Annotated in this window: 14 protein-coding genes; 7 read left to right on the forward strand and 7 right to left on the reverse strand. The window is 66.5% G+C overall.

What is annotated here, in order from left to right; genetic code table 11:
* The first annotated feature begins 63 nt into the window (after positions 1–63).
* The 4 genes from FBZ89_RS11150 (at position 64) to FBZ89_RS11165 (ending at position 4,423) form a co-directional block, all read left to right on the forward strand.
* Positions 64–894, forward strand: coding sequence for a hypothetical protein (locus tag FBZ89_RS11150; RefSeq protein ID WP_246172132.1), 831 nt, complete (start codon positions 64–66; stop codon positions 892–894).
* Between the two features lie 85 nt (positions 895–979).
* Positions 980–1,717, forward strand: coding sequence for a cell division ATP-binding protein FtsE (ftsE, locus tag FBZ89_RS11155; RefSeq protein ID WP_145750044.1), 738 nt, complete (start codon positions 980–982; stop codon positions 1,715–1,717).
* A 189-nt stretch (positions 1,718–1,906) separates the two neighbouring features.
* The gene (locus FBZ89_RS11160; protein ID WP_246172133.1) at positions 1,907–3,175 is read left to right on the forward strand and encodes an acyl-CoA desaturase; all 1,269 of its coding nucleotides are present in this window, start codon (positions 1,907–1,909) and stop codon (positions 3,173–3,175) included.
* A gap of 144 nt (positions 3,176–3,319) precedes the next feature.
* Positions 3,320–4,423, forward strand: coding sequence for a PA0069 family radical SAM protein (locus tag FBZ89_RS11165; RefSeq protein WP_145750046.1), 1,104 nt, complete (start codon positions 3,320–3,322; stop codon positions 4,421–4,423).
* An 86-nt stretch (positions 4,424–4,509) separates the two neighbouring features.
* Here the strand turns inward: FBZ89_RS11165 and FBZ89_RS11170 are convergent, their stop codons facing one another.
* The 6 genes from FBZ89_RS11170 to hemN all read right to left on the reverse strand — a co-directional run bounded on the left by FBZ89_RS11170 (position 4,510) and on the right by hemN (position 10,565).
* Positions 4,510–5,757, reverse strand: coding sequence for a hypothetical protein (locus FBZ89_RS11170; protein ID WP_145750047.1), 1,248 nt, complete (start codon positions 5,755–5,757; stop codon positions 4,510–4,512).
* 205 nt (positions 5,758–5,962) lie between these two features.
* Positions 5,963–6,385 carry an ExbD/TolR family protein gene (locus FBZ89_RS11175; protein WP_145750048.1) on the reverse strand — a complete coding sequence of 141 codons (423 nt, stop codon included), beginning with the start codon at positions 6,383–6,385 and terminating at the stop codon, positions 5,963–5,965.
* Between the two features lie 26 nt (positions 6,386–6,411).
* Positions 6,412–6,858, reverse strand: coding sequence for an ExbD/TolR family protein (locus tag FBZ89_RS11180; protein WP_145750049.1), 447 nt, complete (start codon positions 6,856–6,858; stop codon positions 6,412–6,414).
* A gap of 2 nt (positions 6,859–6,860) precedes the next feature.
* On the reverse strand, positions 6,861–7,790 hold the full coding sequence (locus tag FBZ89_RS11185) for a MotA/TolQ/ExbB proton channel family protein (RefSeq protein ID WP_246172134.1): 930 nt from the start codon (positions 7,788–7,790) through the stop codon (positions 6,861–6,863).
* Positions 7,791–7,871: 81 nt separating this feature from the next.
* On the reverse strand, positions 7,872–8,534 hold the full coding sequence (locus tag FBZ89_RS31920; RefSeq protein ID WP_145750050.1) for an energy transducer TonB: 663 nt from the start codon (positions 8,532–8,534) through the stop codon (positions 7,872–7,874).
* Between the two features lie 624 nt (positions 8,535–9,158).
* Positions 9,159–10,565 carry an oxygen-independent coproporphyrinogen III oxidase gene (hemN, locus tag FBZ89_RS11200; RefSeq protein WP_145750051.1) on the reverse strand — a complete coding sequence of 469 codons (1,407 nt, stop codon included), beginning with the start codon at positions 10,563–10,565 and terminating at the stop codon, positions 9,159–9,161.
* 182 nt (positions 10,566–10,747) lie between these two features.
* Between hemN and FBZ89_RS11205 the strand changes: the two genes are divergently transcribed.
* The 3 genes from FBZ89_RS11205 to folB all read left to right on the forward strand — a co-directional run bounded on the left by FBZ89_RS11205 (position 10,748) and on the right by folB (position 13,170).
* Positions 10,748–11,449, forward strand: coding sequence for a ribonuclease HII (locus FBZ89_RS11205; RefSeq protein ID WP_145750052.1), 702 nt, complete (start codon positions 10,748–10,750; stop codon positions 11,447–11,449).
* 197 nt (positions 11,450–11,646) lie between these two features.
* Entirely contained in the window at positions 11,647–12,684 is a 1,038-nt protein-coding gene (locus FBZ89_RS11210) for a site-specific DNA-methyltransferase (RefSeq protein WP_246130165.1), read from the forward strand.
* 42 nt (positions 12,685–12,726) lie between these two features.
* On the forward strand, positions 12,727–13,170 hold the full coding sequence (gene folB / locus FBZ89_RS11215; protein WP_145750054.1) for a dihydroneopterin aldolase: 444 nt from the start codon (positions 12,727–12,729) through the stop codon (positions 13,168–13,170).
* Between the two features lie 86 nt (positions 13,171–13,256).
* Here folB and FBZ89_RS11220 read toward each other — a convergent pair whose 3' ends face one another.
* Positions 13,257–14,507 (reverse strand): threonine ammonia-lyase, encoded by a 1,251-nt coding sequence (locus FBZ89_RS11220; protein WP_145750055.1) that lies wholly within the window; start codon positions 14,505–14,507, stop codon positions 13,257–13,259.
* Between the last annotated feature and the right edge of the window lie 134 nt (positions 14,508–14,641).

Below are 14,641 nucleotides of genomic sequence, written 5' to 3' on the forward strand. Positions count from 1 at the left end.
CGACGGGGACGTGGGCGGCCAGGGATGCCGGCACCAAGAATGCGGGACCAGGAGAACGACCCCATGACGCGAACCTATATCTCGATGGCCAAGACCGGCGGCCAAGGCAAGACGCTGGTGGCCCAGATGCTGGTCCTGCAGCACGAGCAGAAGGGCGCGCCCGTGAAGCTGGCCGCCGCCGACAGCGACACGCTGAACCAGCGGTCCAAGTTCGGTCGCCTGTTCGCCGGCGTGAAGGAGCTGGGCATCGGCGAGCAGCTGACCAATATCAAGACCTCGACCGACCCCAACCTGGCCATCAAGTATTGGGACGAATTCGGCCGCACCCTGCTGGAGGGCGGCTATGTGGTGGATGTGGGCGCCAACGTGGCCGCCGACCTGTTCGCCTGGGCCGAGGCGCGCAACGCCGGCGCCCTGCTGCGCCGCCGCAACAGCAACCCCATCGACCTGATCGTCACCACCAAGGCCGAGGCCCAGGCCATTGAGGACGCCCGCGCCTTGATCCAGTACTCGTTCGACAAGAACGAGTGGCTGCCCTTCGGCCGCCGCTTCGTGGTGCTGAACGAGGTCGCCAGCGGCTTCGCCCCGTACGAAAACGACCAGTCCTTCCGCCGCCTGAAGAGCTTCCAGAGCCAGGGCGTCGGCCTCATCACCATCAAGCGCTGCGAAAGCGACATCTGGAAGCTGCTGGAGAAGGAATTCATCTCCGTCCGCGACGCGCTGAAGATGACCGACGCCGACCTGGAGAAGCGCTACGGCATCGACGTGTGGACGGGCCACAGCGGCTTGACCGACCTGCGCGCCTGGGCGCAGGAGACGCTGACCGCGTTCGAGAAGGCCGGCCTGTTCCCGGCCACCGACCGCGCGGACGCCGAGGCGGCCTCGGCCGAGTAAGCGCCCTTCCCCTTCCTGGATCGGGCCCGGCCCCGCCCCGTAAGCGGGCGGGCCGGGCCTTTTCCATTTCAAGGATACCTCGCCCTTGGTCCGCTTCGAGAACGTCGGCCTGCGCTATGGCACCGGGCCTGAGGTGCTGCGCGACATCAGCTTCGAACTGGCGCCCGGGTCTTTCCATTTTCTGACCGGCCCCACCGGCGCCGGCAAGTCCAGCCTGCTTAAGCTGCTGTACCTGGCGGAGCGGCCGTCGCGCGGCCTGATCACCCTGCTGGGCCATCCCCTCTCCAAGACCCCGCGCAAGGCCCTGCCGGCCATCCGCCGCCAGATCGGCGTGGTGTTCCAGGACTTCCGCCTGATGAACCATCTGACGGTGTTCGACAACGTGGCCCTGCCCCTGCGCCTGGCCGGCCAGGACGAGGGCCACGTGCAGGAAAGCGTGACGGAGCTGCTGTCCTGGGTGGGGCTGAAGGCCAAGTTGGACGAGCGGCCCCTGCGCCTGTCGGGCGGGCAGAAGCAGCTGGTGGCCATCGCCCGCGCCGTCGTCACCCGGCCCAAGCTGATCATCGCCGACGAGCCCACAGGCAACATCGATCGCGAGATGAGCCTGCGCATCATGCGGCTGTTTATCGAACTGAACAAACTGGGCACCACCTGCCTGGTGGCCACGCACGACATGGTGCTGGTCGACCGCCTGCAGAAGCCGGTAATGGAGCTGTATGAGGGCAAACTGGCCGACTCCGGCTGGTGGATGGAGGGGGCCGCCAGCACCGCCGTGGGGCCGGCCCAAACCCTGACGCCGGACGACCTTGCGCCGGACTTTTGACCCAGCACAAATCGCCCATACCGCCGCCGGCGTTAAGCTCCCCTTCAGGGTTGCCCCATACCCTGATGCCAGAGGACCAGCGCCCCAAACGCGGAGTCGGCTTTAAGGCCGATTTCTGCTATCCAGACGATATAGACATCATCCCCGCCCGGCCCACCGCCGCCGGCCCCTGATGGAGTGCACACGCCTGTGACCAGCCCCGCCCGCGACACTGCCGGCCCCCGGGTCACCCCCCGGGTCGAAACCCCGGCCGACCATTACCTGGACGATATCCAGGCCACCGGCGCCGTGCCCTTCATCCTGGTGCACCTGGCCTGCCTGGGCGCCATCTGGACCGGGGTTTACTGGCAGGACGTGGCCCTGGCCGTCGGCCTCTACGGCCTGCGCATGTTCGGCATTACCGGCGGCTACCATCGCTATTTCTCGCACCGGGCCTATAAGACCAGCCGCTGGTTTCAGTTCATCCTGGCCTTCATCGCCCAGACCTCGGCCCAGCGCGGCATCCTGTGGTGGGCGGCGAAGCACCGCCATCATCACCGCTATTCCGACACCCCGGCGGACGTGCATTCCCCGGCGCAGCGCGGCTTCTGGTATGCGCACATGGGCTGGATCTTCACCGCCCGTCACGACCAGACCGACCTGGCCGCCGTGCCGGACCTGGCCAAGTTCCCCGAGCTGCGCTTCCTGGACCGGTTCCATTACCTGCCCGCCTTCATCCTGGCCGTCGCCGTGTGGTTCGCCGCCGGCTGGTCGGGCCTGGTGGTGGGCTTCTTCTGGAGCACCATCGCCACCTACCACGGCACCTTCTGCATCAACTCCCTGGCCCATGTGTACGGCCGCCGCCGCTATCTGACCGGCGACGACAGCCGCAATAACTGGTGGTTCGCCCTGCTGACCATGGGCGAGGGCTGGCACAACAACCACCATGCCTACCAGAGCGCCGCCTGCCAGGGTTTCCGCTGGTGGGAGATCGACACCACTTACTACATCCTGAAGGCGCTTTCCTGGGTGGGCATCACCTGGGACCTGCACCGCCCGCCGGCCGCGGTGGTGCGGGGCGAGCAGCGTCTGGGCAAGGCCATCATCGATAGGGCCGCCGGCCAGCTGGCGGCCACCTTCCATGTGGAACAGATCGCCGCCCGCCTGCAGGCCACCCTGGCCGACACCCCCTCGCTGGCCGACGTGAAGGCCGAGCTGCAGCACAAGCTGCAGAACGCGCGGGCCCAGGCGGAGGCCATGCTGGCCTCCCTGCACATGCCCGAGCTTCATATGCCGGCCATGCCCAGCCTGCCGGAGCTGCACATGCCGAGCATGCCCACCCTGCCCACGCGGGAAGAGCTGAAGGAACGGGCCGCCGCCATGTTCGTGCGCACGTCGTCCATGGACGACATCGTCGACCGGGCCCGCCAGCTGCTGATCGAGGCCGTCTGCGCCCGCCTGGCCACTGCCGCCGCCTGAGCCGCCAACGCTTTGCGACGAGGCCGCCCTGGGGTTCCTGGGGCGGCCTTTTTGCTGGCCGCCAGGAGGCCTGGCAGCTCAAATGTTCATGTTGTGTTCTTATTTTGCCGGGCGTAGGCTGCCCTCCGGGTAACGGAGGGAACCATGGTCGACATCCTGGATGACCGCCCGCTGAAGGGCCGGGGCACCATCTCCAACCGCGTGGGCCGGTTCGAGGCCCACGCCCGCATGCGCACGGACGACGGCTGGGCCCGGGCGGGCCACGACGGCTGGGACGAGGAGGCGGACCTTGAGGTGGCCGCCGCCACGCAGGTGCGGCTGGACACCTCGCGCAGCGTCATCAGCTACAACGACAGCCCGGACGTGAATTTCGACCGTTCCATCAACCCCTACCGGGGGTGTGAGCACGGTTGCGTCTATTGCTTCGCCCGGCCCAGCCACGCCTATCTGGGCCATTCGCCGGGCCTGGATTTCGAAACCATCCTGTACGCCAAGCGCGACGCCCCGGCGCTGCTGGCCAAGGAGTTGCGGGCCAAGGGCTACACGCCCCAGCCCCTCGCCCTGGGCGCCAACACCGACGCCTATCAGCCCATCGAACGGACGGAGCGCATCACCCGCGGCGTGCTGGAGGTGCTGCGTGACTTCCGCCACCCGGTGGGCATCATCACCAAGTCGCCCCTGGTGCTGCGTGATCTGGACATCCTGGCGCCCATGGCGGCCGACGGCCTGGCGCGCGTCTCCATCTCCATCACCACCCTGGACCGCGACCTGGCCCGCAAGCTGGAACCGCGCGCCGGCACGCCACAGCGCCGCCTGGACGCGGTGCGCCAGCTGTCGGAGGCGGGCGTGCCCGTCAGCGTCCTGGCCTCGCCCATGATTCCGGCGCTGAACGATGCGGAGTTGGAGGGCATCCTGGCCGCCGCCAAGCAGTCGGGGGCCACCCAGGGCCACTACATCCTGCTGCGCCTGCCCCGGGAACTGGGCGACCTGATGGAGGAATGGCTGCGCCTGCACGTGCCCGACCGGGCCGACCATGTGCTGAGCCTGATCCGCCAGTGCCGCGACGGCGGCCGCAACCATGCCGAATTCGGCACCCGCATGCGCGGTAGCGGCGTCTACGCCCAATTGCTGAACGCCCGCTACAAGCTGGCGGTCAAGCGCCTGGGCCTGGATCAGCGGCGCTCGAGCATGCGCTGCGACCTGTTCCAGCCGCCACCCCAGGCGGGCGACCAGCTGGCGCTGTTTTGATGAGAGCGCACATGACAAAGGCCGGCCCCGCCAGGGACCGGCCTTCGCATTTACAGGGCCCGGCGCGGGTGCCGGGCTTAGGAGGATCAGAACGGGCTGACGCCGGCCTGGATCAGGTACAGGCGGGCGATGTCGGCGGTGCCGTCGGTGCCCTTGATGCTCTTCATGGCGTCCAGCGCCTTGGGCTTCTGGCCGGCGGCCAGGTAGGCCTGGACCAGGCGCAACTTGGCCTCTTCCGGATACTTCAGCTGGTCCTTCTTGATGCCAGCCTGGATGACCTCGATGGCCTTGGCGGCGTTGCCCAAGGCCAGGTACTGCGTGCCGACCTTGACCAACTGCTTGCCGTCGGGCTGCGCGCCGGCTTCCTTCTCGTCATCCGGCAGCTTGCGCTGATCGTCCTCGACCTGCTTGCCGGCCATGTCGGCCAGGCGCTTCTCGCGGTCGCCCTGGGCCTTGCCCAGAATGCCGGCCTTGAAGCCCTTGTCCATGACGGCCTTGGCCTCGGTACCCAGGCCGTCGCTCATGGCCAGCTGGGCGAATTCCAGGTACGGGCCCGGTTCCTTCACCAGGCCGGCGCCGATCTGCAGGCGCAGCACGTCGATCTGCAGGCGGTTGGAGTTGAAGCCGGGTAGCTTCTGCACGCCGCGGATCACGCTTTCCCAGCTTTCCTGATCCGGGTAGTTCACCAGGATCCGCTCCATCGCGTCGAGGAAAGCGGCCTTATGGTCCATGTTGTATTCGGCGCTGGCGACGGTCTGCAGCAGCGTCTTGGACGGCTTGCCGCCCTGGGCCTGGATCATGGCGCGCGCAGCCTTGGAGGCGTTGGCGTAGTCCTTCTGGTCCAGGTAAATCTGGATGGCCAGTTCCTTCAAGCGGTTATCGGTACCGCCGTCCTTGTAGTAGCGGTCAGAGGCGGCAGAGAACTTGGCGTAGTTCTTCACGCTGAAGTAAGCCTCGGCGATCAGCTTGTCACGATTGATCTTGTCCGCGTCCGGCACCTGGCCAGTGGCCAGCGTCGCTTCCAGGGACTTGGCGAAGTTCGCCATGTCACCAGCGCCGCTGTAGGCGGCGGCGCGCAGGGTCTCGATCGTGTAGGTCTCGTACGCGGACTTCTTGCTGGCCTTGTCGGCCTCGTCGAGCTTATCCAGCGCTTCCTTGTACTTCCGCGCCTTCAGCGCCTCTTGGGCGGCCTGCAGCGGCTTGCCGACTTCCGGGCTGAACTTCTTGGCGGCGTCGGCGGCGTGGGCCGGCGTGGGGGCGCTGATGACAACGGCGCCGCCCATGGTGAGCGCCGAGGCGAGCAGTGCGGCACGAAGGAAGTGCGTGGCGATCATTCCGAGGACTCTACCTGCTTTGTTGAAGGGCTGGACCGACGAGCGGCCCCTCATATCGGGAAATCTAAATCGGCAATTGGGGTGAAATAGGGACAAGCATCCCGAAAAGGGCCCGTGCCCCCAAAAGATCACGAGCCCCCAAACGGTCGCGGCGGCCCCGCATCCCAAGACCAGCTCGGGTAACGAGGCCGCCGCGTACACGGACTTAGTCTATAAACTGTTCCGCACCCACCAGACCCAGCTTGGTCACACCCAGGCGCTGGGCCGAGGCCATGACCATCGCCACGGTGTTATATTTGGCCAGCTTGTTCGGCCAAAGATGAACCTCGGGCTGCGGGTTCTGGAGCGCGGCGTTCTTCAGACGCAACTCCAGTTCATGGCGATCAACGGTGGTTCCGTTCCACTGAATCGTGTTGTCGAAATCCACCATGATGTTGACCACCTCAGGCGGTGTCGTATTGGCCTGCGGCGGGGTCGCCGACGGCATGTCCAACTTCACCGCATGGGTTTGGATCGGAATGGTGATGATCAGCATGATGATCAGGACCAACATCACGTCGATGAGCGGCGTGGTGTTGATGTCCATCATGGCTTCGTCTTCACCACCTCCGCCAACGTTCATACCCATGGCTATAACTCCTTACCGGCGGACCGTCAGTTCGCGGCGGCGACGCCCGCCGGCGGCTCGGTGATGAAACCGATCTTCACGATGCCGGCCCGCTGGGCCGCGACCACCACCCGGCCCACATATTCGTAGCGCGCATTCTTGTCGCCACGGATATGGACTTCCGGTTGAGGCTGTTCCACAGAGCGCGTCTTGAGCTTCTCAAGCAACGCGCTGTAGTCCGGCATCTTGGACTCGTTCCAGAAGATGTCGCCGTCCCGGTTTACCGCGATGACGATGTTTTCCGGCTTCGTCTTGGTAGGCTGATTACGTTCCTTCGGCAGGTCCACGTTCACCGTGTGGGTGACGACGGGGACCGTAATCAGGAAGATGATCAGCAGCACCAGCATGATGTCGACGAGGGGGGTCGTATTGATCGCCGATACGACCTCGCCATCATCATCACCATCGCCGGCAGGACCGACGTTCATCCCCATGTTTACGCGCTCCGAGCGGACTTGCCGGCGCCGAGACGGCCACCGCTCACCAGCAGGGCATGCAGGTCGGCGGAGAAGTTGCGGACGCGGTCCATGGCGGTCTTGTTGCGGCTCAGCAGCCAGTTGTACCCCAGCACGGCGGGAACGGCGACCATCAGACCGATGGCGGTCATGATCAGCGCTTCACCGACGGGGCCGGCGACCTTGTCGATCGAGGCCTGACCGGCGATACCGATGGCGGTCAGGGCGTGATAGATGCCCCACACCGTACCGAACAGACCGACGAACGGACCGGTCGAACCGACGGTGGCGAGGAAGGCCAGGCCGCCCTTCATGCGGTTGCTGATGCTATCGACCGAGCGCTGCAGCTGCATGGTCACCCAGGTGTGAAGGTCGATCTGGTCGACCAGCGTGCCCTCGTGGTGCTCGGTGGCGCGCAGGCCGTCTTCGACCAGCATGCGGAACACGCTGTTCTTGTTCAGCTTGGCGGCGCCATCGGCCAGGGACGGGGCGGTCCAGAAGGACTTGTCGGCCTGGCTGGCGGAGCGCAGCAGCAGGGTCTGCTCGATCAGCTTGGTGATGATGATGTACCAGGTGCCGGTCATCATGATGGCCATGATGATCAGGACGCCACGGGCCACGAAGTCACCGCCCTTCCACAGGGCGCTCAGGCCGTAGGGGTTCTCGACCGTCTCGGTGGCGGCAGCCGGAGCGGCGACGTCGCTGGCGCTGGCGTCCGCGGCGGGCGCGGCGGCCGGAGCGGCCTGGTCAGCAGCCGGAGCCGGAGCGGCGGCGGCCGGGGCCGAGCTGTCGGTGGACGGGGTCGTGGTCTGGGCGACCGCGACCGAGGTGAAGGTACCGACGACCAGGGCCACCATGGCGAAACGCACCATGGAACCGGCGGTCAGCTTGAAACGCTCCCTAATGCTCATGACAATTCCAACACATTTGGGTTGAGGGGATGAGGAACCCTTGCGCATCCGCGTCTAAGAGGCCCCGGTTTTCTTGAACTGTTAACGCGCGTCCTTGAGCTGGAAGCGGTAGGCGATCTTGGTCGAGGACCACGTCCCCACGGACTTGCCTTCCTGCTGCTCAGCCGTGCACTTCCACACGCCACGCTGGGCCTGCTTGATCACCGCCTCATCCAGACGGTCATGCGTGCTGGACTCGACGACCTTGGCGTCGGTGACCTTGCCGCTGGAGTCGCAGTACACGACGAACACGACACGGCCTTCCTCACCCAGGCGCGAGGACGCGGACGGGTATTCCGGCTGATAGCGGCTGAAGCTGTTCGGGTCGATCTTGACCGGAACGGAGGCGGGGGCCGGCGGGGCAGCGGGCGCGACCGGGGCGGTCGGCGGCACGACCACCGGCGGCCTGTTCGTGGTCGTCGGCGTCGGGCTGGGCGGCGGCGGGGTCTCGATATTGACCTCGACGGGCGGCACGAACGGCGGCGGCTGCACGGTCTGCGGCGGCGGCGGCGGCGGCGGCGGCGGCGGCGGCGGGTCCTTCTTGACATCTTCAATGATCTGGGTCTCGACAGGACCCTTGACCACCTCGACGACCTTGTTCGCAAGGCCCGTGAAGAGGGCGTAGACGATACCGGCCTGGATCAGGACCGTGGCGGCCAGCCCGATCAACCGGCTGTTTGACGATTGTTTTGTGGTGTAAGGCATTTTCCTGCGGTCACATCACGAAGGAAGACACCGCATCGGAAAACGCCATGGCGCATCCGAGCGGAAGCGATTTACGGGCGGCAGAACGGGGGGAATCCGTGATGCCGGGAACCAGAGGTCCGCCTGGACATCGAAACGCAATCCTGGGGTCGACCAACACCGACCTTCCCACATCTGCCTCCAATTCATTTGCGAAGCAGTATCCGGCACCCGTGGCGCACATCCGGTTATTTCATAACCTAACGAACACCAGCCCCAAGCACCACGGCCCGCTTTTCACGGACCCGAACACCGCTTGCGATCGTTGTCGACCTTCACAGTCGAGCCTTGTTGGGTTTTCGTATGCCCGATTTCTAAGACGCACGCAAGCGGCAGGTATGCAGGAAATGACTCTCTCGGTCACTGCCTGTCTTAAACCAGCCAGCCTTCGTAATTTCATGCAACTTTCGCGGGGCACGATCGCCATTTTGCTGCATTGCAGCAGGGGCTTGGGGACTCTCCTCCGTTAACCTGTGGGACTGTTTCTTTTCAGTCTTCTAAGGCACATTGTGAAAGCGGGCCGGGAACACCATGGGTTTCGCGGACGCGGCGATCCGCCCCATCTTGAAAAATTCTGAAAAAAATCTACACGGCATAGCTGTGCCGTCCCGATTCCGGATCGAAGTAAGCATCGAACAGAACCGCGACGCTGCGGACCAGGGGTCGAGCCTCCTCCCTTACCTCGACCCTAGTTTTATCACAGATTATAATATCATCGTCGGCGAGCGCGGCCAAGGCGCGGTGGGTCGCAGGGGTCAGGATCTCTTCCAAAGAACCACCGTGGCGGCGGCACGTATCGCTTAAGTCCACCGAAAAACGGCACATCAACTGTTCGATGATGTCCGCGCGCAGCCGATCATCATCGCTGAGCGCCAAGCCCTTGGCCACCGCCCACCCCGCACCGCCTCCCTCCGCGTGGGCTTCCCACGCCTTAAGGTAAGCGGGCACCTCCACCTTGTTCTGGATATAGCCCCCGCGCGTGCGCCCGATGGCGGAAGCGCCGAAGCCCAGCAGCGCCGTGGCCGTGTCGACGGTATAGCCCTGGAAATTGCGTTTCAGCCGGCCGGCGGCGTAGGCCGTGGCCATCACGTCGTCCTTGCGGGCGTAGTGGTCCAGGCCGATGGCGACGTAGCCCGCCGCCTCCAGGGTCTCGGCCATGGCGGCGGCCTGCTCGGTCCGTTGGGTGGCCCCCGGCAGGGCGGCCGTCTCGATGCGGCCCTGGTGGGCCTTCAGCGACGGCATGTGGGCATAGCCGAAGACGCTCAGCCGGTCCGGCGCCAGGTCCAGGGCTTGGGTCACGGATTGGACACAGCTGTCCACCGTCTGGTGGGGCAGGCCGTAGATCAGGTCCAGGTTGATGCCGCCGATGCCGGCCTGGCGCAGGCGGGCCACCGCCTCCGCCGTGGCGGCGTAGGGCTGCACCCGGTTGATGGCCCGCTGCACCCGGTCGTCAAAGCTTTGCACGCCCAGGCTGGCCCGGGTGACGCCCGCCTGGCCCAGCGCCGCCGCCATGGCGGGGGTCAGGGTGCGGGGGTCGATCTCCACCGCGATCTCCGCCGTGGCGGCCGGCCGGCCGAAGCGCTGGGCCAACCGGTCCATGAGCGACAGGAAGGCATCGGGGGGCAGCAGGGTGGGCGTGCCGCCCCCGAAATGGATGTGGGTGACGGGGGGCAGGCCGCCGCCCCGAGACAGCGTGGAGTCGGGGACCAGCGCCCCCGCCACGGCGTCGATCTCCGCCTCCAGGGCGGCCTGGTAGCGGCGGATGGGCGCCTCATGGTTGACCACGGTGGTGTGGCAGCCGCAGTACCAGCACATGCTGCGGCAGAAGGGGAGGTGCAGGTAGAGGGACAGGGTGTCGGCCGCCGTCAGCTGCCCCAGCCAGCGGCGGTAGTCGTCGGCCGTGACCGCCGCGCTGAACTGCGGCGACGGTGGATAGCTGGTGTACCGGGGGACGCGCTGGTTGCGGTACTTGGCGACGAGATCGGGGCGCATGGGGCGGACCTGGCAGGACGGTTTGGAGCGGGACGATGTTGGGACGGACGCATGCTGCGCCCGATGCGTCGGTGGCAAAATGATCTGCCTCAACCTCTCCCTATTCCCGGAGGTCCAAAGCTTGCCCGCGAGGGGTGCGGTCGGCCATCATGGCGGCCACGCCCGTGCTTAAGCTGTGAACGATGCCCCGCCCCCGCAAGCCCACCTCCGAAATTGTCATACAGTTGGGGCCGCCCACCCTGCGGCCGGAACTGGACGCCGGCCACGCCCATGACAATCTGGTCTGCGGCGTGGACGAGGCCGGGCGCGGCCCGCTGGCCGGCCCGGTGGTCGCCGCCGCCGTCATCCTGCCCATCTGCCCTCCCGGCAGCACGGAAGCCCCGCCCTGGTGCGCTGGCATCAACGACAGCAAAAAACTGACCGCCGCCGCGCGCGAGGCCCTGTTCGACGCCATCCGGGCCAACGCCCGCGTGGGCGTAGGCATCAGCAGCGTGGAGGAGATCGACACCGTCAACATCCTGCAGGCGACCTTCCTGGCCATGCGGCGCGCGGTGGAGGCCCTGGCGGCCGATGGCGGCCCCGCCCCCCTGACCGCCCTGGTGGACGGCAACCAGCGTCCGCCGGGCCTGCCCTGCCCCCGCATCACCACCCTGGTCAGCGGCGACGCGCTGAGCCTGTCCATCGCCGCCGCGTCGATCATCGCCAAGGTCACCCGCGACCGTCTGATGGCGGATCTGGCCCTGTCGCACCCCGGTTATGGGTGGGAACGCAACGCCGGTTACGGCACGGCCGAACATCGTGACGCAATCAAGATATTGGGGGTCACGCCCGCTCACCGCCGTACATTTGCTCCAATCTCAGAACAGTTGGCCCTAAACCTTTGACTCTACTGACTCTTGCCTAAAAAATTACATTGACGGCGACTCGGGGCCGACTCATTGTCGGCAAAAATCAACCCCCGATTCGGCGAATACTCCCCATGTTGAAGACCACGGAAGCCCGTACCGACTCCAAGACCAAGTCCAAGGTGCGGGAGGCGGCCCCCGCCAACCGGATACTTGTGGGCGACTGCGTTTCCCTGATGCAGGGTCTGCCGGCCGGATCGGTCGACATGGTGTTCGCCGACCCGCCCTATAACCTGCAGCTGTCGGGCGACCTGATGCGTCCCAACCACACCCGCGTCGATGGGGTGGACGAGGAATGGGACCGTTTCGCCGACTTCGCGACCTACGACCGCTTCACCCGCGACTGGCTGGCCGCCGCCCGCCACGCCCTGAAGGACGACGGCACGCTGTGGGTCATTGGCAGCTACCACAACATCTTCCGCGTGGGCGCCATCCTGCAGGACCTGGGCTACTGGATCCTGAACGACATCATCTGGCGCAAGACCAACCCCATGCCCAACTTCCGGGGCAAGCGCTTCACCAACGCCCACGAGACCATGATCTGGGCGGCCAAGTCGCAGGACGCCAAGTACTTCTTCGCCTATGAGGCCATGAAGAACCTGAACGAGGAGCTGCAGATGCGCAGCGACTGGCTGTTCCCCCTGTGCACGGGCTCGGAGCGCCTGCGCGACGCCGACGGCAACAAGGCCCACCCCACCCAGAAGCCGGAGGCCCTGCTGTACCGCGTGCTGTCCAGTTCCACCCGCGTGGGCGACACGGTACTGGACCCGTTCTTCGGCACCGGCACCACCGGGGCCGTGGCCAAGCGCCTGCGCCGCAACTGGATCGGTATCGAGCGGGAGAAGACTTACGCCGAGGTCGCCCTGTCGCGCATCGCGGCGGTGGAGCCCGCGGCCGAGGCCGAATTGCTGGAGCCGCCGTCCAAGCGCGCCCAGCCGCGGGTACCCTTCGGCTGGCTGGTGGAGCGCGGCCTGCTGCAGCCCGGCACCACCCTGTATGACACCCGCCGCCGCCACAGCGCCCGCATCAAGGCCGACGGCACCCTGGTGGGCGCCAACCATTTGGGGGAGCACAACGGCTCCATCCACAAGGTGGGTGCCGCCATGCAAGGCCTGCCGGCCTGCAACGGCTGGACCTTCTGGCACTATGTCGAAGGCGGCCAGCTGGCCCCCATCGACATGCTGCGCCAGCGCGTCATCGCCGAAATGCACTGAGCAGCCCTTCCCGCTACCCAGCCGGGGTGGTAGAGGAGCCCTATGAATAAGCTCTTCGCCCAAGTGACCGGCGGTCCGGCCAAGGCCGTGCCCGTGCAGTCCGCCTCCCCGGCCGTCACCCATCCCCCCGCCCTAGCCCGCATCTTCGTGCGCGATCTGGTGGTGATGGCCACCGTCGGCATCTATGAGCATGAGAAGCAGAAGGCCCAGCGCCTGCGCGTGAACCTGGACATGATGGTGCTGGACCGGTTGGGGTCGCGCCGCGACGACATCGCCGACGTGGTGTCGTACGAGGACGGCGTCACCATCGTCCGCGAGCTGGCGGCCCAGGGCCATCTGAACCTGGTGGAAACCTTCGCCGAGACGGTGGCCCAGCGCCTGCTGGCCGATGGCCGGGTGCACAGCGTCACGGTGCGGGTGGAAAAGCTGGACGTCTTCCCCGACGCCGCCTCCGCCGGGATCGAGATCACGCGGCAGCGGGGGTGACCCCTTGGCGCGCGGAATAGGAAAAAGGCGGCCGTCGGTCCTTCCACCGACTGGCCGCCTTTTTTCTTGTCAACCCCTGGCGGTGCTCACTCCCCCGCCAGGGCCTTGACCTGGAAGCCGTTGCTGCGCAGCGCCTCGACCACCCGACCGGCGTGGTTGGCGGAGCGGCATTCGACCGTGATGTCGATGTCGGTGGCCTTGACGTTGGCGGTGCTGAACAGGCGCTGGTGCACGGCCTCGATGATGTTGCCGCCGGCCTCGCCGATCAGGGTGGTGATGCGTCCCAGGGCGCCCGGCCGGTCGGGGATGACCACGCGCAGGGTGACGATGCGGCCCTCGCGCACCAGCTGGCGCAGGATGACGCTGGCCAGCACGCGGCTGTCGATGTTGCCGCCGGACAGCACCAGGCCCACCTTGCGGCCAGCGAAGCGCTCCGGATGCTTCAGGGCGGCGGCCAGGCCGGCGGCGCCCGCCCCTTCCGATACCGTCTTTTCGATGTTCAGGAACAGGGCCACGGCCCGCTCCACCTCCCAATCCTCCACCAGGATGATGTCGTCGACCTTTTTCCGGACGATCTCCAGCGTGGTGGCGCCAACGTTCTTGACCGCGATGCCCTCGGCAATGGTGTCGCCGCCCACGCTGACCGGCAGGTTGTGCAAGGCCTGGTACATGGGCGGGTAGGCCGTGACCTCCACGCCGATGACCTCGATGTCAGGCTTGCGCGCCTTGGCGGCGATGGCCATGCCGGAAATCAGGCCGCCGCCGCCCACCGGCACCAGCAGCACGTCCAGGTCGGGGGCGGCGTTCAGCATCTCCAGCGCCACCGTGCCCTGGCCGGCGATGACCAGCGGATCGTCGTAAGGGTGGACGAAGACGTAGCCGTGTTCCTGTTGCAGACGTTCGGCTTCCGCCGCCGCTTCCGCCAGCACAGCGCCCTTCAGCACCACCTTGGCGCCAAAGTTCTCCGTATGCTCCACCTTGATGAAGGGGGTGCCCTCGGGCATCACGATGGTGGCGGGAATGCCCAGGCGGCCGGCGTGGTAGGCGACACCCTGGGCGTGGTTGCCGGCGGACATGGCGATGACGCCGCGCCGGCGCTCCTCCTCCGTCAGGGACAAGAGACGGTTCAGCGCGCCGCGTTCCTTGAAGCTGGCGGTGAACTGCAGGTTCTCGAACTTCACCCAGATTTCGCAGCCGGCGATGCGCGACAGGGTGCGCGAGGGAATGCAGGGCGTGTCGATCACCTGGCCCCCCAGCGCCAGGGCCGCCGCCCGCACATCCTCCAGGGTGACTTTGTCCGCCAAGGTCACCGTGTCCACGCCCGCGTTGCTGTCCATCACGTCTATCCTTGAAGAGGCGTCCTTGAGGGCGCCAACCATAGACCTCAAGCAACGGCCCGCGACAGGAGATTTGTCGCGGGTCCGTCGTCAATCCCTCAAGCGCCGGGCGCCAGCATCCGCCGGCTTGGCTT

Source organism: Nitrospirillum amazonense, assembly GCF_007828045.1.
Taxonomy (GTDB): Bacteria; Pseudomonadota; Alphaproteobacteria; order Azospirillales; family Azospirillaceae; genus Nitrospirillum; species Nitrospirillum amazonense_C.